This window comes from Paenibacillus brasilensis (assembly GCF_009363115.1).
GTDB classification, from domain to species: Bacteria; Bacillota; Bacilli; order Paenibacillales; family Paenibacillaceae; genus Paenibacillus; species Paenibacillus brasilensis.
The window spans coordinates 4,226,481-4,245,580 of sequence record NZ_CP045298.1; the positions used below are offsets into that span (position 1 = coordinate 4,226,481).

The 19,100-nt window shown below is 47.5% G+C and carries 18 protein-coding genes, 1 tRNA gene and 1 pseudogene; 13 read left to right on the forward strand and 7 right to left on the reverse strand.

The genetic code is table 11. The features are described from left to right. Together GCU48_RS20160 and GCU48_RS20165 are read left to right on the forward strand one after the other, a co-directional pair. A complete protein-coding gene (locus tag GCU48_RS20160; protein ID WP_152381244.1) occupies positions 1 to 1,611 on the forward strand; it encodes an RsmB/NOP family class I SAM-dependent RNA methyltransferase in 1,611 nt (536 codons plus the stop codon). Then, positions 1,608 to 2,390: a pseudouridine synthase gene (locus GCU48_RS20165; protein ID WP_152381245.1), complete on the forward strand. Its 783-nt coding sequence runs from the start codon at positions 1,608 to 1,610 to the stop codon at positions 2,388 to 2,390. Before GCU48_RS20160 ends, GCU48_RS20165 begins: the two co-directional genes overlap by 4 nt. 90 nt (positions 2,391 to 2,480) lie before the next feature. Here the strand turns inward: GCU48_RS20165 and GCU48_RS20170 are convergent, their stop codons facing one another. Further along, positions 2,481 to 3,641, reverse strand: coding sequence for a diguanylate cyclase (locus GCU48_RS20170; RefSeq protein WP_167518795.1), 1,161 nt, complete (start codon positions 3,639 to 3,641; stop codon positions 2,481 to 2,483). A 227-nt stretch (positions 3,642 to 3,868) separates the two neighbouring features. On the opposite strand from GCU48_RS20170, the gene GCU48_RS20175 reads away from it, so the two are divergent. Then, positions 3,869 to 4,993, forward strand: coding sequence for a glycosyltransferase family 4 protein (locus GCU48_RS20175; protein ID WP_025720814.1), 1,125 nt, complete (start codon positions 3,869 to 3,871; stop codon positions 4,991 to 4,993). Here GCU48_RS20175 and GCU48_RS20180 read toward each other — a convergent pair. Beyond that, the gene (locus GCU48_RS20180) at positions 4,990 to 6,096 is read right to left on the reverse strand and encodes a YkvI family membrane protein (protein WP_152381246.1); all 1,107 of its coding nucleotides are present in this window, start codon (positions 6,094 to 6,096) and stop codon (positions 4,990 to 4,992) included. The genes GCU48_RS20175 and GCU48_RS20180 overlap by 4 nt on opposite strands. A gap of 140 nt (positions 6,097 to 6,236) precedes the next feature. On the opposite strand from GCU48_RS20180, the gene GCU48_RS20185 reads away from it, so the two are divergent. The 5 genes from GCU48_RS20185 to GCU48_RS20205 all read left to right on the forward strand — a co-directional run bounded on the left by GCU48_RS20185 (position 6,237) and on the right by GCU48_RS20205 (position 8,760). Next, the gene (locus GCU48_RS20185) at positions 6,237 to 6,842 is read left to right on the forward strand and encodes a DedA family protein (protein WP_025720802.1); all 606 of its coding nucleotides are present in this window, start codon (positions 6,237 to 6,239) and stop codon (positions 6,840 to 6,842) included. A gap of 86 nt (positions 6,843 to 6,928) precedes the next feature. Continuing rightward, positions 6,929 to 7,501 carry a xanthine phosphoribosyltransferase gene (locus GCU48_RS20190; protein ID WP_025720801.1) on the forward strand — a complete coding sequence of 191 codons (573 nt, stop codon included), beginning with the start codon at positions 6,929 to 6,931 and terminating at the stop codon, positions 7,499 to 7,501. A 103-nt stretch (positions 7,502 to 7,604) separates the two neighbouring features. Beyond that, positions 7,605 to 7,949, forward strand: coding sequence for a hypothetical protein (locus GCU48_RS20195; protein WP_007429850.1), 345 nt, complete (start codon positions 7,605 to 7,607; stop codon positions 7,947 to 7,949). 138 nt (positions 7,950 to 8,087) lie between these two features. Continuing rightward, positions 8,088 to 8,312, forward strand: coding sequence for a hypothetical protein (locus tag GCU48_RS20200; RefSeq protein WP_025720800.1), 225 nt, complete (start codon positions 8,088 to 8,090; stop codon positions 8,310 to 8,312). A 118-nt stretch (positions 8,313 to 8,430) separates the two neighbouring features. Next, positions 8,431 to 8,760 carry a carboxymuconolactone decarboxylase family protein gene (locus tag GCU48_RS20205; RefSeq protein ID WP_025720799.1) on the forward strand — a complete coding sequence of 110 codons (330 nt, stop codon included), beginning with the start codon at positions 8,431 to 8,433 and terminating at the stop codon, positions 8,758 to 8,760. 157 nt (positions 8,761 to 8,917) lie between these two features. On the opposite strand, the gene GCU48_RS20210 is transcribed toward GCU48_RS20205, so the two are convergent. Further along, entirely contained in the window at positions 8,918 to 9,457 is a 540-nt protein-coding gene (locus GCU48_RS20210) for a YhjD family protein (RefSeq protein ID WP_152381247.1), read from the reverse strand. 205 nt (positions 9,458 to 9,662) lie between these two features. Between GCU48_RS20210 and GCU48_RS20215 the strand changes: the two genes are divergently transcribed. The 4 genes and pseudogenes from GCU48_RS20215 (at position 9,663) to GCU48_RS20230 (ending at position 13,697) form a co-directional block, all read left to right on the forward strand. After that, positions 9,663 to 9,746: transfer RNA gene (locus GCU48_RS20215), tRNA-Leu, on the forward strand. Between the two features lie 264 nt (positions 9,747 to 10,010). Then, complete coding sequence (gene shc / locus GCU48_RS20220) at positions 10,011 to 11,906, forward strand: squalene--hopene cyclase (RefSeq protein ID WP_152381248.1); 1,896 nt, start codon at positions 10,011 to 10,013, stop codon at positions 11,904 to 11,906. A 203-nt stretch (positions 11,907 to 12,109) separates the two neighbouring features. Beyond that, a pseudogene (gene msrA, locus GCU48_RS20225) lies at positions 12,110 to 12,622 on the forward strand (peptide-methionine (S)-S-oxide reductase MsrA). A gap of 124 nt (positions 12,623 to 12,746) precedes the next feature. After that, positions 12,747 to 13,697 carry a divergent polysaccharide deacetylase family protein gene (locus tag GCU48_RS20230; RefSeq protein ID WP_152381249.1) on the forward strand — a complete coding sequence of 317 codons (951 nt, stop codon included), beginning with the start codon at positions 12,747 to 12,749 and terminating at the stop codon, positions 13,695 to 13,697. Here GCU48_RS20230 and GCU48_RS20235 read toward each other — a convergent pair. Beyond that, entirely contained in the window at positions 13,672 to 14,433 is a 762-nt protein-coding gene (locus GCU48_RS20235) for an N-acetylmuramoyl-L-alanine amidase (protein ID WP_152381250.1), read from the reverse strand. The two genes, GCU48_RS20230 and GCU48_RS20235, sit on opposite strands and share 26 nt — an antisense overlap. Before the next feature lie 246 nt (positions 14,434 to 14,679). On the opposite strand from GCU48_RS20235, the gene GCU48_RS20240 reads away from it, so the two are divergent. After that, positions 14,680 to 14,871, forward strand: a complete 192-nt coding sequence (locus tag GCU48_RS20240) for a YqzE family protein (RefSeq protein ID WP_025720789.1) — start codon at positions 14,680 to 14,682, stop codon at positions 14,869 to 14,871. A gap of 89 nt (positions 14,872 to 14,960) precedes the next feature. On the opposite strand, the gene GCU48_RS20245 is transcribed toward GCU48_RS20240, so the two are convergent. From GCU48_RS20245 to GCU48_RS20255, 3 genes are all read right to left on the reverse strand, one after another. Beyond that, positions 14,961 to 15,998 (reverse strand): hypothetical protein, encoded by a 1,038-nt coding sequence (locus tag GCU48_RS20245; protein ID WP_152381251.1) that lies wholly within the window; start codon positions 15,996 to 15,998, stop codon positions 14,961 to 14,963. Positions 15,999 to 16,255: 257 nt separating this feature from the next. Then, positions 16,256 to 17,218: a YqhG family protein gene (locus GCU48_RS20250; protein ID WP_152381252.1), complete on the reverse strand. Its 963-nt coding sequence runs from the start codon at positions 17,216 to 17,218 to the stop codon at positions 16,256 to 16,258. 2 nt (positions 17,219 to 17,220) lie between these two features. Next, positions 17,221 to 19,065 carry a DEAD/DEAH box helicase gene (locus tag GCU48_RS20255; RefSeq protein ID WP_025720784.1) on the reverse strand — a complete coding sequence of 615 codons (1,845 nt, stop codon included), beginning with the start codon at positions 19,063 to 19,065 and terminating at the stop codon, positions 17,221 to 17,223. Between the last annotated feature and the right edge of the window lie 35 nt (positions 19,066 to 19,100).

The following is a 19,100-nucleotide window of genomic DNA, read 5'->3' on the forward strand; positions in this document are numbered from 1 at the left end:
ATGGGTGTACAGCTTCCTACAGCATTTGTGAAGCGCATGGAGCAACTGCTCGGTGACGAATTTGAAGCTTTTATGGCTGCTTATGATCATACGCCACATGCAGGAATACGCGTCAATACGTTAAAAATTCCGATGGAGGCGTTTAAGGCGATTTCGCCATTTGAGCTGCGGCCGATTCCGTGGTGCAGTACAGGCTTTTACATTCCGTACGGTACGAAGCCTGGGTTACACCCTTACTATCATGCGGGACTGTATTATGTGCAGGAACCCAGCGCAATGTCTCCGGTAGAGCTGCTAGATGTAGCTGTGGATGAGGCTGTATTGGACCTGTGTGCTGCACCAGGGGGGAAATCGACTCAAATCGCTGCCAAGCTGCAAGGAAGCGGCGTATTGGTAACGAATGATATTAGCGCGGAACGAACCAAGGCGTTGGCCAAAAATGTGGAATTATACGGTGTTCGTAATGCTGTGGTACTGAATGAAAGCCCGGACCGAATCGCTGAAGCCTTTCCTCATTTTTTTGACAAGATTTTAATTGATGCACCTTGCTCGGGAGAAGGCATGTTCCGCAAGGATGAGGACATGGCGAAGCAATGGGAAACGCACTCCGTGGAAAAGTGTGTGGTCATGCAACGAGACATTTTGCGCGTAGCGGCTTCGATGTTGAGCGACGGAGGGCGGATCGTTTATTCGACCTGTACCTTTGCACCCGAGGAAAATGAGGGGATGATCGCGGAGTTTCTGGAGGCTCACCCTGATTTTGAGGTTATTCCTGTTCCTTTAGGTGCAGGCTTTGCATCAGGGCACCCTGAATGGGTGAGTGAAGAGGTTGCCTCAGCCCACCCTGAGTTGCGTGGAACGGCGCGTCTATGGCCGCATCTTGTAGAGGGCGAAGGTCATTTTATCGCTGTATTGCAGCATCAGGGCAGTCGGGCCGTTGCGGCTGAGAAGATATTGAACATGGATGCGCAGCGGCCGCGTGGGAAACAGCATTTGTCTGTCGTGGAACCGCTGACTCGAAGCGGACAGAGCAGACATGCTGTTGGCGAGTCCAAACGAAATAAAAAAGATGGGAAGCCAGGAAAAGGAGCGACTGCGCGCGGGTTTGAGGGCAGCAGGTCCCGTTCCGGCAAAGAGGGTTTAAAATCGGCTGCACGCGCATCGCATGATGTGATGGAATCCTATCGCCAGTTTGTACAAGAGCAACTGGAGATGTCGTTTGCTGGCTATACAGTTGTCTATGGAGATCGCATCTATCAGTCGCCGCTGTCCTCACATCGTCTGGACGGCCTTAAAGTGGTGCGTCCGGGCTGGTTTATAGGCACCGACAAGAAGGGTCGATTTGTCCCTTCGCACCCGTTGGCGGTAGCTTTGCGGCCGTCTGAGGCGGTTAGAAGCATAAACCTCTCTAGTTCAGATGCTGAAGCCATTCGTTATTTAAAGGGTGAGACCTTATCCATCCCGGTTCAGCGAATCACATTGAAGAACGACGCACAGCCCAAAGGCTACGTTCTCATATGTATTGATGGATATACTGCCGGATGGGGAAAGTGGCAGGATGGCATGCTCAAAAATGAATATCCTACAGGTTGGAGGTGGACATCGGTATGAGTGGAAAGGGCAGGCAAACACAGCGTTTGGACAAAATTTTAACCCACATGGGATATGGTTCACGCAGTGATATCAAGCGACAGGTAAAGCAAGGGATCATTACGGTGAATGGTCGAGCCATCAAGGATAGCGGCTTGCAGGTTCATCCATACAACGATCAGATTGAAGTGAACGGGGAACGTGTTGTTTTTCGGGAGTATATTTATATTATGCTTCACAAGCCGCCCGGTGTAATTTCTGCAACCGAGGATACGCGCGAACGAACGGTGCTGGATTTGTTGAGTGCGGAGGAACGGCATTTTGAGCCATTTCCCGTAGGGCGACTGGATAAAGATACAGAAGGGCTATTGTTGTTAACCAACGACGGCAAGCTGGCGCATGAACTATTGTCTCCACGACGTCATGTCCCTAAAACGTATGAGGCTACCGTATCGGGTCATGTTACGGAAGAGGATATTCAGCAATTTGCAGCAGGAGTGGAGCTGGATGACGGTTATGTTACGCTTCCCGCTCAATTGACCATTCTTCGGCATGAATATCCGCAGCAGACGGATGAAGAAGTCATTTCCTATATTTCGCTAGTGATCCATGAAGGGAAGTTTCATCAGGTCAAGCGCATGTTCGAGGCGGTTGGTAAAAAGGTGACCTATCTGAAAAGAACGGCCATGGGCCCGTTATCGCTGGATGAACAGCTGCCGCTGGGCAGCTATCGTGAGCTAACCCACGAGGAGTTGGCATGGATTGGGCGGGAGCTGGCGTCTGCAACGGCAGAGACTTAATGAGGATACACAATAAAATGACGCACAGGCTCTTATTAGAGTTCACTGTGTGTCATTTTAAATTTACATATAACGGATGGCGGATATGAATTATTGTGCCTGTGCTGTCCGGCTTTTTTTCACTTCCGCTGCCTTATAGGCTGTAACCTTGTTTTTACCTGTTGTTTTGGATATGTACATCGCCTGATCCGCCTGCTTGACCAGTTCATCCGGGTTTATTTCCTTTTTGACTGTACTATGACCGACACTGATGGTCACAATGCTTTCCTCGGCCACCCGTTCGCGAATGCGTTCAGCGACATGTTCGACCTTGGCTCGTCGATCCACAACCATCGCGACCAACTCCTCACCGCCGTAACGACCGGTCAGTCCGATTTCATCCAGCTCATCCTCCATAATCTGTGCAACCTGCTTCAATACTTCATCCGCGCGGGCGTGACCCTGTGTGTCATTCAGTTTTTTGAAATTGTCAATATCACAAAAAATAACCGACACCCGGATCCCCTGCTCTATATATCGTCGCAGTCGTCCCGAAAAGTATTTGCGGTTGTACAGGCCGGTCAGACCATCTGTGATGGAAGAACGGTAAATTCTTTGAAGCAGTTCCGCAATCCGTTCAAACAGGATGATAAACAGCGTGGTGTAATACAGCAGCGGCAAAAATGATATCCACAGAGCTGTACTTGTCGTGCCTTCCTCTACAGGGATATCGCTTCCCAGCCACAGGCAGCCGAGCCAGAGCAAATACAGAAGCAAGCCGACTGTAAATTTCTTGGGCTGGCCGATTCGCGGGGGAATGAACGCCATGCTCAGTATAAGCACCAATACTCGATAAAACAGAGTGAACTCCACCAGCTTTGCTATGCTGATCCAAGCGGGCAGCAAGCCGGCAGCCCAGGCGAGAATGGGGAGTAACAGTAACGCGCCCAGTAACAGGAGGGTCCATGTTTCCGTACGCTTTAGCTTTCGGTAGAGTTGAAATACGGCCCCGTTGATAAGCACGAAGGCTAACGCCTCAAGCGTGTTTTTCCACACGATTCCGTGCGTCTGCACCTTGCCTCCACTCGCCGAATAGAGATTCATCGCTTCATATGTCATAATAAAAATAGCGGCAATTGAAAAAAGAATATAGGCTTTTTTTCGTTGTCTGCTATATATGATTACGCACATAAGCGCCATCATGAGTATAATATACAAACCGCAGGCTGCAGTTACAGCCCCGGCCAAAGATGGGAAACCCCATGTTCCCATCAAGAACAATAACGTCAACGTCACCGACTCCATCTGTCTGGATAGTAATCTATTGAACGGGCGATATCGTTCCGATACAATAGACAGGATTAATTCCAATTAAAATGTTATAATTTTCTTTTGTACCTAACATTTATCCTCAATATATCATCTTTCAGAAAATCCGGAAACCTATACATATAACCTGTGTTCCGGTCAGTACAATTGCTTGAAAGGGGAAGCACGTCATGAAATTGCTACAGGCTCTCTTTTTCCCACCCGAGCAACCGGGCGGCGTATCTTCTATGATTCCATATCTGCAAGAGCGATTTTCATCTCCCCGTTGGGAAATGGAGCTATTTTCAATCCCTAAACGGATTCGTAACAAGGGGAGGGATGAAGTAATCTTTGATACCTTTGACTGGACGCAATATGCACAGTATCCAATTGTTCAAAAATATATCCAGACGTACCGTGACTATTTGTGGTGGACCCGGTTGCGTATTCAGAAGCCCTTTGATCTTATTCATGCTCATCATCCCATTGCCGGGATTGCTATGAAAAATGTTTTTCCTGACATCCCGCTCGTACAGACGATTCACTCTTCTTATGAGAAGGAGTTAATTCTAAACGGTAAAATAGAGGAAAATGGGCCTGAACATCAATTTCTGGTGTCGCTCTATCGAGAAATGGAGTATAAGGCAGACCGCCTGGTTGCGGTATCTCGTTCTTTCCAGCATTATTTAGCACCGTATGTACAAAAACCGGAAGATATTGTGGTCATTCCGAATGGATACGATGAAAAGCGTTTTAAGCCCATCCCGCACGAAAATGAAGTGACGCAGCTGATCACAGTCTGCCGCCTCGTTCCGGCCAAGGGGCTGGATATTTTGTTGAAGGCCTGCGCAGAACTGAAAAAAAGAAATCAGAGCTATGTCCTGCATATTATCGGAGATGGTCCGATTCGCCCTGAGCTGGAAGAGATGGCGCGTCAGCTGGATATTTACCATGAGACGATTTTTTATGGATATACTCTTCATCCGGAAGAGTTTATGCCTTTCTTTGATGTATTCGTTTTGCCTTCACGTGCGGAGGCCTTTGGTTCCGTATTTGCAGAGGCGGCGCTGAGCTGTCTGGCATTGGTCGGTACACAGGTGGGGGGAATAACGGAGCAAATCGAAGACGGGGTCAATGGTCTGCTTGTGCCACCCGATAATCCGAAGGCACTGGCAGACGCACTGGAAAAGGTGATTGCAGATCCTGCCTATCGTTATGAGCTGGCTAGATCAGCCTGCGATAAGGCTAAATCAAGCTACTCCTTGAGCAGGGCAGTTAATGAGCTGAAGAAAATGTATTTGAAATTTCCACATTAGCTATGGCGCTTATGGTCTGGCTTGGAATCGGAATGTCGAAAGCTGGAGTGAGGACGTGAGGAGCGGAAGGGCCTCCTGCGTCCTGCCATAATCAGTTTACTAACCCACATCAGACTGAGTATCCCGAAAATAGGATAGAGGACGGATAACAGTGAACTGAAGCCGAACTGACTGATTAGAAAACATGTGAGCATAATGAATAGTGTGATAAGCTTGGGCGAAACTTGGATATGCTGACGAATTTGCAGACTGGCTCCATAAATATCGGCCACAAAGGTACTGAAGATTTCCATAAAAATGAGTAAAATGTATATGATTTCGACCATCGAGCCCAACTGGTAAGCAATACTGCCCATCGGAATTTCAAATTGCTGAATGCCCGGCATATGTGCTGACATGACAAAATGTGCAGCCATCAGCATAAACCCGACACCAAGGCCACCGAAAATGCCGCCCAAACGGATGGTTCTGCGGGAAAAAGTCTGGCTGCCAAGCGGGACAAGCACGGCCTGTGCCATCGTTAGATTAAAGGACGTGTACAGGATTGGAGAAATCCATGTCCGTAATGTGCTGTGATCTGTCGTATTCGTAATAAAGCTCTGCGGATTTGGCATGGAAAGTGTGCTGTGAACGAGCAAAATAGATATGGTAATCATCAGTGGGACAACTATGGTATTCATATGCAGAATTGCTTTAATCCCTTTATTCAGCAGCAAGTAAGTTCCGATCAATGTAATGAGCAGTCCTGTCTGGTAGTGCAGATGAAGATGCTCTACAAAAACGGAGCCGGCTCCTGCGAGCATGACGCTGTTTACGCCGATCAGTACAGTAAGCGTGGACCAGGTGATCCATTTTCCGGCCTTGGCGCCAAAAAGGTGCTTGTTCAGATCCTCGTAGGACCTGGCTGAAATATCATGGGCGATTAGCATCATTTTTGTACCCAGCCATACAAATATGATTGTGGACAGCATTATAGTGAGTGTAGCCCAGCGTCCATACTGTGTGAAAAATTGCAATATTTCTTGTCCGGTAGCAAATCCGGCACCGACGATTGTACCGATGTATGTAAAAGCAATCTGCAAAACATGAATATTACGTTTCATCCCTAGTCCCTCCTTGCCTGCTTGAATAACCCTACAGCGAGCATATAATACAAACTATGTTCAACTGAAATGGGACATGACTGGATGAGACTGAAATAATTATAGTGAATTCAATGAATAGCTTGACGGGAGCGTAATTTATGGGTCAAATCCTTGCATGGATACTGGAATACGGATATTTGGCAATGTTCGGCTTGCTTGCCCTTGGAGTGGCTGGTATGCCGATCCCTGACGAAGTGCTGATGATTGCCTTCGGCGGGCTCGTGTCTCAAGGACACTACAACTTTATTGCTGCGCTGGCAGTTACATTTTTCGGAAGTATGACGGGGATGATGGTTAGCTACACGCTTGGTCGTCTACTGGGCAAGCCGCTGTTGCACCGATACGGTAAATGGGTGAGGCTTACACCCTCAAGAATTGCCTCTTCCGAAAATTGGTTTGGGCGCTACGGCACCTGGGGGATCTTGTTTGGTTATTTTGTCCCTGGCTTAAGACATGTGTCCTCATATTTGGCAGGTACAACCCGTCTAAGCGTTTTTCGCTATATTTGTTATGCATCAGCAGGAGCGCTGCTGTGGTGCGGTACGTTTCTGGGGATTGGACATGCGGTAGGTATGCACTGGGAACAGGTGGCAAAGCTGATGGAGAAGGTGACGCATCGGGTAGGTTTGGTCGTCATTCTTTTGATCGTTTTGGGAGGAATCACCGCATGGTTCTTGAACAAGCGTAAAAAAAATGTTACATGACCATATGGAAAAGCAGGATTTGGCTTGAAAGCGGCGGGTAAAGTATGGTACTTTTACCGCATAGGAATGCCTTGGGAGGTCATGGAATGGAAGTATTAAAGAAACGAATTTTAAATGAAGGTGTGATTGCGTCAGATCAGGTGTTGAAGCTGGATGGTTTGCTTAATCACCAGGTTGATCCGGAACTGACGATGGAAATGGGACGAGAGTTCGCAGCCCGTTTCCGGGAAGAAAAAATCACAAGAGTAGTGACCGTGGAATCTTCAGGCATTGCCGTCGGTTTTGCGACCGCGCTGGAGTTGGGTGTACCGCTGGTATTTGCTCGTCGTAAAAAGACTTTATTGGCTGCCCCGGATGCGCTGTGCGAACGCGTGCCTTCGTTTACGAAAGGTATTGTCACGGATATTATGCTATCCCGTCAATTTATTCACGAAAATGACCGTGTATTGTTCATTGATGATATCATCGCTAATGGCGATGCCGCCCGAGGTATGGTTAAAATCATCCAACGTTCGGGAGCAGAACTGGTTGGATTCGGAGTTGCAGTGGAAAAATGCTTCCAAGCCGGAGCGAGAACGATCCGTGAACAGGGCATTCGTGTCGAGTCACTGGTCAAGATCTCATCGCTGGCTGACGGTAAGATTGAGTTTGCTGAATAGTAACAATTCAGCAGCTCATGATCCGGATTTCTAATAATAACCTTTGCATGTGCCTCAATTTCGCTTATAATATAGTTAAGGTTTTGGGAGAGGAGGCAGCAACATGGGGAAAGAACAATTGACCGAACAGTTTTTTCTGGAAAAACTGGCAGCGGCTAAAGTACATTTTGAACGTGCCTTGGATTGTAAGCATACGGAATTCGACGATTTATATCCCTATATGATTGAACATCCTCAGTTTTTTTGGTATAAACGCTATGTGGCCTGGTCGGAGTTGTTGACGTTGGTTAACCTATGCGAGGAATTGTCCTTCTCTTGGAAAGAAGAATTTACTGCCCACCAAGTGGAGTATGTAGATCAGCGAGTGTTGTCTGCACAAGTGCTGGACTTCTGGTACGAGAAGAACGATACAAAAGAACACGATCACAGTGTAAATCAGTCGGGATAATTTGTCGCTCTGTTGGCAATCCATATAAGTAGTAAGAGAGAAGAGACCTAAGTGATTCGTTTAGGTCTCTTTTTAAGCTATTTAATTGCATATATTGCTGTTCGTTATACCAAATAAAGTGTGTAAGGGGGGACAAGGATGATTTTAGATGAAGAATTGGATGCCTATCGACTTTCCGGTGAGAAGGTACGTGTCGTGCGCGATGGATTGGAGTCCAACGATGTCATTGGCATTGTTTTAGCGTGGGATGATGAGCAAGTACTTATTCGCCGCCAGAATCGACGTGTGGTCAAGCTGGATCGCAGCTATACATATCAGCCGTTCAGTGAGCCGCGTTACAATCCGGTAGAACTGGATAATTAGAGGCATGTGCTTCGATAATTGGTTGAATATCATTGGTTGGTGGCTCATCAGCATACAGAAACTCCAAACCGGACACAGTAATGAAGAATAACTCAACATGAGAGGACGTGCTGTGTCAATGACTGTTATGAATGAAAAAGTACATGCTTACAAGGATCAAATCAGCCATTTGGAAGAAAAGCTGCCGGAGGTAGTCCATGCATATCATCGTTTCACTGGAGAGTGCTTTCAAGCCGGGAGTCTAGATGAGAAAACCAAGCAACTGATTGCGCTCGGCATTGGTTTATTTGCTAACAATGAGGTATGCACCTTTTATCATGTGGACGAGGCTCGATCCAAGGGAGCAAGTGACCAGGAGATTATGGAGACCATTGCTGTAGCTGCAGCGGTAGGCGGAGGACACGCACTTAGCCAAGGGGTTACACGTGTACAGAATGCACTGCAATAAAGCGAATGATTTATGGGAATTCTTTATACACCGTTCATAGCGGTTAAAATGGATAACGATAGCTGATGATTATGTAAAGAAGCTTCCGAGCACGTTATGGGGTTAGTCCTGTGGTGTGCCTGCGGAAGCTTCTTTTGTTTGTGGGCTGTTGCGGGGATTATGCACTTCCACTTGCGGCAGGAGCAGCAGAGCGAAGCGGTTTATGCTTATAGGCCGAGGAGGGGGTAACCAGACTCCGTTCAACGAACCGTAGGGGCTTGGAAGTTGAGCGGCTGTCTGGAGACTCGGGGTGATGTTTTTCGGGTAAAGGGAAGGCAGCTGTATGAGGCATAGAGGTTGAGAGCCCGAGATAAGCACGCATTCGTTCATACATTTCTTTGCGGAATGCGGGCATAGCCATACTGAACTGATTTTTGATCCCCTTACTTATATAGGTGGCGTGAACGCCTGAGTGGTTTTGTTGTATATCCAGAACACGAATATAACATTTATTGAATTCATGTTTTACTTCCGATAGTAAGATTCCGGTACGATCTACTCCTGCGTTGATCATTTCGACATAAAGACCAGGTGTTTTCAGGACACCGCTCTCTTCAAGAATCAGACTGTCCCGCTCAAATACTTTTTGAATAAAGGTCAGGAGCAGATAACTTTTTACAAGAGACAATTCATTCTGAACAGTAGCTGAAGAGATCATAACCATTCACCGCCTTAGGGAAATAGAATGATAAATCAAATCTGAATGAATAAATAGGGAACCTGTGTTCCTATTTTAACTCATTATTCCTTATTTATCAAGAAGAATTAAAAAACATAAAAGGTTTGACATCTTGATATGAGCATGGTATGATCTATCTTGTCGCTAAGAAAGTTATCTTTCGAAGACATACGACAACATATATGCGGTCGTGGCGGAATTGGCAGACGCGCACGGTTCAGGTCCGTGTGGGCTAACCCCCGTGGAGGTTCGAGTCCTCTCGACCGCATTATCTTAAGAATGAACAAGCTCTTGATTTCCTTATGTGGAGATTCAGGAGCTTTTTTGCATATCCGGAATCTGCAAAGCGGTGCTCATCACATGGGCCGAAGACATTTTCAAGCTGTAGATAAGCATAAATGTTCGCCGTAGTAGAATAATCGCTATGTCCCAGTCATTCCTGAATTTCCTTTAAGCTGATAAGCCGTACATCATTTCCTCATACCGACGTTCATATAATGTACATCATGACGTTATTTGGAGGTACAAGAGAATGGGTGATATACAGAGCGCGGTCAATGAGGGGTTAAGGAAGCTGAGGGACTTTTTCGTGCGACGTCAGCATCAAGATGGATCATGGCATTTTTGCTTTGAGAATGGGGTGACGATGGATGCTTATGTGATCATCCTCTTTAGGATATTGGATATACAAAATGAAGAGCTGATCCGGCGTCTTCATGATCGCATTCTTGCAGAGCAGCAGCCGGAAGGCTGTTGGCGTTGGTACCGGGATGAGCAAGAAGGTAATTTATCCGCTTCCGTTGATGCCTATTATGCCCTGCTCTATTCCGGGTACAGTGAACCGACGGACGAGTCAATGGAGCGGGCCAGACGTTACATTCAATCGCAAGGTGGACCGGGGAAATCGAACAGCATTCTGACAAAGTCGATTCTCGCTGCAACAGGGCAGCGCAAATGGCCTGCATCAATCTCGTCCATACCGCTGGAGATCATCCTTTTTCCTGCCTATATGCCTATCAATCTGTATGAATTCTCAGGTTATTCCCGCGTCCATCTGATCCCAATGCTGATCATGGCGGATCGCAATTTTTCTATATCAACGGATAAGGCTCCCATTGTATCCGATCTGTTTGATTCACGCTATCATGACGAAGAGCCACAATCCCGGGAGCATCGGAAGATTGCGGAAAGCATACGTATTGGTCTCAGCAGACTTCTCGGAACTCCCCGTTATATCCATGAAGCAGCTCTAAGCAAGGCGGAGCAATTCATGCTGAATCGCATCGAATCGGACGGCACTCTCTATAGTTATGCGAGTAGCACCATACTCATGGTTTTTGCTCTGCTTGCACTGGGCTATGATAAACGCCATCGGCTTATTTTAAAGGCCGTTCAAGGGTTGACAAAAATGCAGTATCGCTTTGACGGTAAAGCTACCATTCAGAATTCGCCCTCAACGATCTGGGATACGGCCTTGATCTCCTATGCGCTGCAGGAGTCCAGTGTCGGCGGGGATCATGAGGCCGTGCAGCGGTCGACAGCCTATCTCTTATCCAGACAACAGGACAAAGCGGCGGATTGGAGTGTTCATAATCCGGATACGGTTCCTGGTGGCTGGGGATTCTCTGAGACCAATAGCTTAAATCCCGATGTAGACGACACAACAGCCGCATTAAGAGCGATTCACAGTCTGTCCCGTACAAATCCTAAATATCGTGACTCATCCAATCGGGGGCTAAACTGGGTTATATCCATGCAAAATAAAGACGGCGGTTGGCCCGCATTTGAAAAAAACACCAATAGGAAAATGCTCACATGGCTGGCTATAGATGGTGCCAAGTCTGCCGCTATCGACCCATCGGGAGCAGACCTTACTGGACGCACATTGGAATACCTCGGAAATTGTTGCGGACTCGACATGAGGCAAGATTTTATCAAACGAGGGGTCAACTGGCTGATCTCCCATCAGGAGAAGGACGGATCATGGTATGGAAGATGGGGGATTTGTTACATTTACGGTACTTGGGCGGCACTGACTGGTTTAGAGGCTACCGGGCTCCCGGCGAACCATGCTGCGATTCGAAAAGGAGCGGAATGGCTCTTGCAGATTCAGAATTCGGATGGGGGCTGGGGGGAATCCTGCACCAGTGACCGGGTGATGCATTACATGCCCTTAGGGGAAAGTACGCCATCCCAAACTGCGTGGGCACTCGACGCACTCATCGCGGTTCAGCCGCAGCCGTCTGCTGCCGTCGATAGAGGAATATACAAGTTGATGGAATTGCTGCAAAACGATGATTGGCCGACCGCATATCCTATGGGTGCAGGGCTCCCGGGTAATTTCTATACTCATTATCATAGCTACCGGTACATATGGCCACTTCTGACCCTAAGCCATTACAAGAAGAAATACGGAGGATATAAATAGCCATACTGAACGAGCTCTTGAATTTCACCCTATGGAGATTCAGGAGTTTTTTTGTATAAATGCAAACTGGAGTAAATCCTTTTTTCGTTGTACATAAACAGTATACAGAGTGTGTTGCGGGTGAATTATGGAGCGACTTCGGATGGCTAGATATGATAAAATTAACACGCTTATGATGAAGCTATTGAAAGGTTGGATGATAGATGGAGAAAGCTACTTTTGCAGGTGGATGCTTTTGGTGTATGGTAACTCCGTTTGAGGAACTACCTGGCATTCAGGGTATTGTCTCAGGCTATACTGGAGGCACGATTCCCGATCCGACCTACGAGCAGGTTAAAACAGGAACCACAGGTCACTACGAGGTGGTACAGATTACGTTTGAACCTGAACTGTTTCCATATGAAAAACTGCTGGAATTGTATTGGCCGTAAACAGATCCTACCGATGGGGAAGGTCAATTTCAGGATCGGGGTACACAATATAAGCCTGCTATTTTTTATCATACGGAACAGCAACGGGAGCTTGCGCAACAGTCGAAGGAACAGCTGGGACAGAGTGGACGTTTTGATAAGCCCATTGTAACGGAAATCCTTCCAGCTTCGGTTTTTTATCCGGCAGAGGAGTATCATCAGGGTTACCACAAGAAAAATGTGAAGCACTATAAGGAAGATCGCGCCCAGTCGGGTCGTGATGAATTTATCAACAAGAACTGGTAAACGATTTTAAGTATACGTTTTTACGTCTCCGAGGCAGATTGTGATGAATTCATGGGTCTGCCTTATACATATTTAGACGAGGTTACTCACACAATGAAGGGACAGAGAAGGAGGCTGACCCGCAATGAGTAAACGACGGAAGCTGCGCATGAGAAATATCATAAAAAAGGCCATACAGTCATTTCGTAATCGGAACGAGCCCACGTGTGCGCCTATTTATCAACCAAGCACTAAAGTACGAAGAACCGTTATGGTCTGTATTTCGGTCTGTCTCATGTTTATGGTATGTGGAAATGCTTGGAGCATGGGAAGTGATTTGGCAAAAGCCTTAGATAAGCAGGAACAGCGGCAAAAGATGGTTGCCGTCATAATCGACGACATGGGAAACAACATGAAAGGGACAAAGCAGATTTTGGAATTACCTGTTAAAGTTACGGTGGCTGTGATGCCTTTCCTACCTACAACCAAACAGGATGCCACAGAAGCGCATATGCGTGGTCATGATGTCATCGTTCATCTTCCCATGGAGCCAAAGCAGGGAAGACCGGAATGGCTGGGACCCGGAGCGATTAAGGCCAATATGACGGATGACGAAGTGCGTGCCAAGGTGACGGCAGCCATTAAGGATGTACCTTATGCGATAGGGATGAACAACCACATGGGCTCCAAAGTCACTTCAGACAAGCGAATTATGTCCATTGTTCTTGATGTTTGCAAGGAGCATGGACTATTTTTTGTCGATAGCCGTACAAATTATTGGTCAGTCGTGCCTGAACTTGCCGCTGCAAAGGGTATGCCGCCAGTACGCAATGATATTTTTTTGGACGATGCTCATACGCTCGCCCATGTGAATCGACAAATTGCGAAGGTGATTGAATGGCTGGACAAGAACGACACTTGTGTAACGATTGGACATGTCGGCGTGTCTGGGATGTACACGTCCTCAGCTCTTCGATCGGCGGTTCCTGCACTAAAAGATCATGCCAAATTTGTGGGCATTAGCGATCTGGTGCATTCTGTTTGGGGATGGAAGGGGAAGCCAATCAACACTACCATACCGTCAGATGCGCAATAATGCCTTCGGCTATAGCCTCAGCAATGTCTTTTTGTCCGCGATCCGCTGAAAGCATAGCTCTGTCTTGTTCATTACTGATAAATCCGGTTTCCACAATTACCGCGGGCTGCTGGATTGTGTTCAGAAGATAAAAGGGTTTTCCGTAAACCGTTTCTTTATTCATGCAGAACAGGCGGTTTAATGAATGCTGTATCCGCTGAGCTAATAGATAACTGCTGCCTTCATCCTGATATAAAACGATCGGCCCCCGTTTCTCGGAGCGTTTGGCCCAATTAACATGGAGGCTTACAACCAGGGAGGTAGGCAGCTGCTCGGTGAGGCTTTTGCGCTGGGCCAGGTCTTTCAGGTGTCTGGATTTGGAGGGAAGCCAGCGGTTATCATCACTCAGCGCGTAATCCTTGTCTCGATTCAGAACAGCAGGATAGCCCTGTGAGCGTAAAATCAAGTACAATTTTTGACCGATGGCAAGGTTAACATCTTTCTCCAAAAGATTTTTGTGACTTGTTCCGCCATCCACACCGCCGTGACCGACATCTATCAGGACAACTGGCTTGGCAAACGCATGATAGGGTGGATATGGACTAGATCGACCATCTGTAGTCTTGTTCAGTTCAATGCTTTTTTCACTGGGCTGAGTAGCTGCATCAACATAGGCCGGAAATACAGAACTGCAAAGGATGCAAATACTCACCCCAAGCCCTGTCAGCCATAGCTTGTTCAATTTCTTATTTTGCACGTTCTATTCCTCCAGTAGACGGATTGATTGCAGCATAGCTGCCTCCCATAAATCATTAGCTATGGGAAAGATTATGTTGATGATAGTATGTTCCATTTAAGAGAAACCATGCATAGTTATTCCTGTTGGGATTAGACTTTTTGAAAAATGAGCAAGCTAGGTTTATCTGCACCTCATGTGTAAATCAGGTATCTCCAAGTAGCTTGAATGGAAATGCTAAGGAGCAGATTGAAGGAGGTTGTGAGGATGGCGAAGAGTGACGAGCTGGTGACATATATTACGCAGCGGATTGTTCGGTATATTGAAACACCGCGTGATGTACGACGCAGCCAAAGACAGACCAAAGAGCCGTGGATGAACAAATGGTTCGGCATGCTGCCGCTCGCTCTTAAAATGTGGATAAAATCTGCACGCATAAGACGAAGGGAGCGACATTGAACCTGCAAAAGAGACCACAGTAGGCATAGGGTATGCCGTTTGAGGTCTCTTTTTTAGGTTGCATATGGGATGACTCCGTAATTGTAATACTATGAGTCCAAACGATAGAATTCGCCAGCAGGCAACAACTGTTTTAGTGGTACAAATCGGGAGAGATCATGGTGCTGGGTTAACGCATATAAAATTGGATGTGACGGATCATCTGGGGATCTCCAGGCTTGATACCCGTTAATGGATAAGGGCCCACCAAATGCAAAGTTGATACTTGTGGCAGAAAAGATTATACGTGGTGATATACGCAGCGTATCTATAAATTGGTCTGTGTTATGGATGGAAAGCTTTTGCTTGGATTGAAGCCAACCAAGATCGTCATAGGGGCTGAAAGGATCAGCCGAGAAAGTAACGGATTGTGCCTGTGTTTGCAAAAAGTTTACTGTTGATGGGGGTGGATTATTGTGAAGCTTATGTTTCCAACTCCCATCTGCTACTTCTACCGGAAGTGGATCACCGGTCATTGCATCAATACATAATTCGCTGCCTGTTGAGGAACGTACCAGCCAATAGGCTAATAGCGGTTCCTCATACATGGGTGTGATTTGCAGCTTGTCGCTAGATGAAAGTTCGGTCTCTGCGAGTGACTTAAGAGATTGGCGAAGTACATCCATACTGTATGGCCCGCCTGGGCCGTTTCCGTATTCATTAAGTTGATAGACGCCATTAGTGTCTGTTCCGATAATCAGGTAGCCAATGGATTTTCCGGCACGGTTCACTTGAACAAGCCAGCTATGGGTTCCAGGTCCCAGTGGATGGTAGCTAAGCTCGGCATCCTTCCACTGGGAAAAAGGAGGCTGCGATGATAGGGATTGTATCATGTCGTCCGCAGTCTGTTTTACATCCGAAGGCACACCTTGCTCTTGAATAGGGGGATTTGCGGAAGCATCACCCGCCGATTCCTTCAATGGGGAATCCAAAGAACTTGATTTGTAGAGGAACTCTGAGCTAACATGGTTGCCCTGAGCGGCTGAGGAAGCCGCATGGATAGAAGCGAACGGACAGATTGCGGACAGGCCGATCAGAACAGCTGCGATCATGCCCACGCTATAGTGCCCGGAATGATTTTTCTTCAATGAAATCCACCTTTCTGCCGGCTGTCTTGTCCGGCGGAGGCATTCTTTTTATCCAGCATACAGCTTGTCCGGTGAAAAGACTGCTGCACCTTGTCGGCGCAAAGGTTCTGACCGTGTTCGCTTTTTGCTGTCGATAAATAGGGGCAGGCTCAGCGAGGCTTGTCGTTCCCATAGCGGAAATCGTTCCAGTCTGAGGCACGATGTTACAAGCTGGCGATACTTCTGTAAATAGCCTGCGAAGGAACGAGAGATATCGGTTACCGCAGGTGAAATATGCCGCAGTTAATGGCGGATACGAGTACCTTGGGCTCATATTGCCATACCATTTCTTTGCGACGGGCTTGATGCTGCTCCACGATGGCTTCTTCTTTGTCCTCTTCCTCTTTATCCTGATCCTTCTGCTCCTTGGTTAGGTCTTCGTAGTAGTGGTCAATGACCTCCAATTCCTCTCGCAACCGTTCCTTTGCTTGCTCAGCCCAACTATAATCCTGCTGCCGGAGCAGGTCAGTGAGGTAGTTTTTAAGCGAATTGGAAGCCTCGGAGACCGTTAGCTTGGCAGCTTGTACATGCATATTGCCCGCCAACAGTGGACTTAGTTGACGGGCTTCAATCATTTCGCCAAAGTCGGATATGATTTTGCCGCTCTTGAGTGAAATGCCCAGCCAATGAAGCTCCTCTCGCTTCAAGTCACAGGCAAATTCAACCTTATAGCAGACGCCGAGCCAGGCTTCATAGACTACCGGAGACCGGGCAGTCAGCTGACGGGCATCAGGCTGCTCAAACAAATAAACATATTTTCCCCCGTCCCGTGCAGCTTCAAAAATTTGATGCAGACGACGGCTTCCATAACGAAGCTCCTCTTGCAAAATACGGCCGGGGCCGAGCTGCGGTAATGCTGGAACATGGCCGAAGTAACGGCCCATCACCTGATCCTGAGCGGGATTGCCGGCTGTTGGAGCTGGCGGTGCCTGACTGGACAAGCGTTCCTGTTCCGCTCGGTAGGCTTCTCCATCAAAAATGAACGTGAAGGACATCGTTTGTGCTGGAACGCCAGTACGCTCTACATACCCCCAATAGTAGGGCCGGTTGGTTAAGGCTTTATCCGCTTCGGGAGAAAGCTTGACGGTTACATGGTTGGGCGACCTCTCGATAACGCTACATCCGGTAGCTTCCAAATAGGTGAGGACAAAACGCTGAACTTGCTGCGAATTCATGCTCAAATTTAGCGACCTCCTTTCACGCTGCGTCGAGCTTTGGTCGCAGGCACTGCATTGCCAGACAAGTTTAGCAACTCAGCGCCGCTTTGGTTTGTTCCTGCCGAATTCGAAGAGGATGGTCTGTCAGCACGCAGTTGTTCCATTTCCAGTTTGATAGAATCCAGTGAGTGGCCCAGCTCCTGCATTTTTCGGCGAATTTCATCATCATCGCTGGATTCGAGCATGATTTTGTACAGACTTTTTTCAATTGATTCTTTTTTCTCAAACTTTTCGAGAATGACGTCCAGCCCGCCAATGACCATTTCGAACATATTAATCTTTTCATGCAGGAGGTGAAGAATATGCTCCTCAATGGTTCCGGTTGTAGACAAGTTAAAAATATGAACATCATGCTGTTGTCCAAGCCGATGCACCCGCCCGATCCGCTGTTCCACCCGCATGGGGTTCCACGGCAAATCGAAGTTAATCATATGGTGGCAAAATTGCAGGTTAATGCCTTCACCGCCAGCTTCGGTAGCGATCATGACCTGAATGCGTCCTCGGAACAGATCCATCATCCAATCCTTGCGTCCCCGATTCATACCGCCCCGGTAAGGAACGGCAGACAGCCCGCGGTCACGGAAATAGTTCAGCAAATATTCCTGTGTAGCCCGGTATTCGGTAAAAATGATCACTTTTTCGTTCATCTGACGGATGAGTTCGAGCGCTTTTTCGGCTTTGGAATTGGCCTTGATCGCTTTAATATGTGCGACCAAATCCCAGACACGATCGCGTAGAGGAGAGTCCGGCGCCATTTTTTTGGATAAATTAACGAGCGTGACGAATACGGCATCCCGGCTGCTGCACACTTCCCGTTGAAGGGTAACAAGAGACAGCATACTGCTTAAATTTCCGCCATTCGCCTGATATTGCTCTTTGACAAAAGAGGTCACCCCATCGTACAGCGCCTGCTCCTCCGGTGAAAGCTCCAAATGAATGTTGGAAACATTTCGTTTGGTGAATTGAACCGGGCCTTCGCCGCGACGATTGCGGATCATGACTTTGGATAGCTCATCCTTGAGTTGATCCTCATTTTTAGGCAGACGCTTATCCACCACGAAATTGGCTGAAAAATCGCCTTGCCTGCCCAACTGACCGGGCTTTAGCAATGTAATGAGATTGAACAACTCTGACAAATCATTTTGGACAGGAGTTGCCGTCAGGAGCAAACAGTATTTTTTACGCAGCTTCATAATGAACTGGTAGTTTGATGTTTTTTTATTTTTCAGCTTGTGAGCTTCGTCGATAATGAGCAGATCATAATCAGTATCCAGCAGGATGCTGCTGTGTGGCTCACGCTTGGCGGTATCCATAGAGGCCACAACGACCTCGGATGACCATGAATATGCTTTTTTTTGGGCGACAGCGGGAATGCCAAATTTGCTGTTCAGCTCCCGCACCCATTGCAAGACTAGGGAAGCGGGTACAAGAATGAGCACTTTAGAAGCTAGTCCGCGAACCAGATATTCCTTGAGGATCATTCCGGCTTCGATTGTTTTGCCCAAGCCGACCTCATCAGCAAGAATGGCCCGACCGGACATTTGAAACAGTACCTTTCGAGCCGTATCCAGCTGATGGGGCAGTGGAGTGAGGTCCTGCAAATGCTGCAGACATTGAAGCTCATCAAAGCTCGGCACCAGCTTGGCTTTTTCGGCCTCGATTGCCAGCTGATACAGATCCCAATCTCCCCAAGGACCTCCCTTGTGCAGGCGCTGATCCAGCTCTTCCTGCCAGCTGCGGTCGAATTGCACCGGAACAGGCAATGGCGCTTGAATTTGTGTGTGCGGGGAACTTGTTGGCTTGGCTTTCATGATGATTCCCTCCCTCCTGGTAGTAGCACAGTTGA

What these genes read in the sequence shown, in the direction of transcription:
- GCU48_RS20190 (WP_025720801.1), top strand. Translation starts at nt 6,929, where the DNA reads ATGGAAGTATTAAAGAAACGAATTTTAAATGAAGGTGTGATTGCGTCA.
- GCU48_RS20240 (WP_025720789.1), top strand. Translation starts at nt 14,680, where the DNA reads ATGGCGAAGAGTGACGAGCTGGTGACATATATTACGCAGCGGATTGTT.
- GCU48_RS20230 (WP_152381249.1), top strand. Translation starts at nt 12,747, where the DNA reads ATGAGTAAACGACGGAAGCTGCGCATGAGAAATATCATAAAAAAGGCC.
- GCU48_RS20195 (WP_007429850.1), top strand. Translation starts at nt 7,605, where the DNA reads ATGGGGAAAGAACAATTGACCGAACAGTTTTTTCTGGAAAAACTGGCA.
- shc (WP_152381248.1), top strand. Translation starts at nt 10,011, where the DNA reads ATGGGTGATATACAGAGCGCGGTCAATGAGGGGTTAAGGAAGCTGAGG.
- GCU48_RS20175 (WP_025720814.1), top strand. Translation starts at nt 3,869, where the DNA reads ATGAAATTGCTACAGGCTCTCTTTTTCCCACCCGAGCAACCGGGCGGC.
- GCU48_RS20205 (WP_025720799.1), top strand. Translation starts at nt 8,431, where the DNA reads ATGACTGTTATGAATGAAAAAGTACATGCTTACAAGGATCAAATCAGC.
- GCU48_RS20180 (WP_152381246.1), bottom strand. Translation starts at nt 6,096, where the DNA reads ATGAAACGTAATATTCATGTTTTGCAGATTGCTTTTACATACATCGGT.
- GCU48_RS20185 (WP_025720802.1), top strand. Translation starts at nt 6,237, where the DNA reads ATGGGTCAAATCCTTGCATGGATACTGGAATACGGATATTTGGCAATG.
- GCU48_RS20170 (WP_167518795.1), bottom strand. Translation starts at nt 3,641, where the DNA reads ATGGGAACATGGGGTTTCCCATCTTTGGCCGGGGCTGTAACTGCAGCC.
- GCU48_RS20165 (WP_152381245.1), top strand. Translation starts at nt 1,608, where the DNA reads ATGAGTGGAAAGGGCAGGCAAACACAGCGTTTGGACAAAATTTTAACC.
- GCU48_RS20200 (WP_025720800.1), top strand. Translation starts at nt 8,088, where the DNA reads ATGATTTTAGATGAAGAATTGGATGCCTATCGACTTTCCGGTGAGAAG.
- GCU48_RS20210 (WP_152381247.1), bottom strand. Translation starts at nt 9,457, where the DNA reads ATGATCTCTTCAGCTACTGTTCAGAATGAATTGTCTCTTGTAAAAAGT.
- GCU48_RS20160 (WP_152381244.1), top strand. Translation starts at nt 1, where the DNA reads ATGGGTGTACAGCTTCCTACAGCATTTGTGAAGCGCATGGAGCAACTG.
- GCU48_RS20255 (WP_025720784.1), bottom strand. Translation starts at nt 19,065, where the DNA reads ATGAAAGCCAAGCCAACAAGTTCCCCGCACACACAAATTCAAGCGCCA.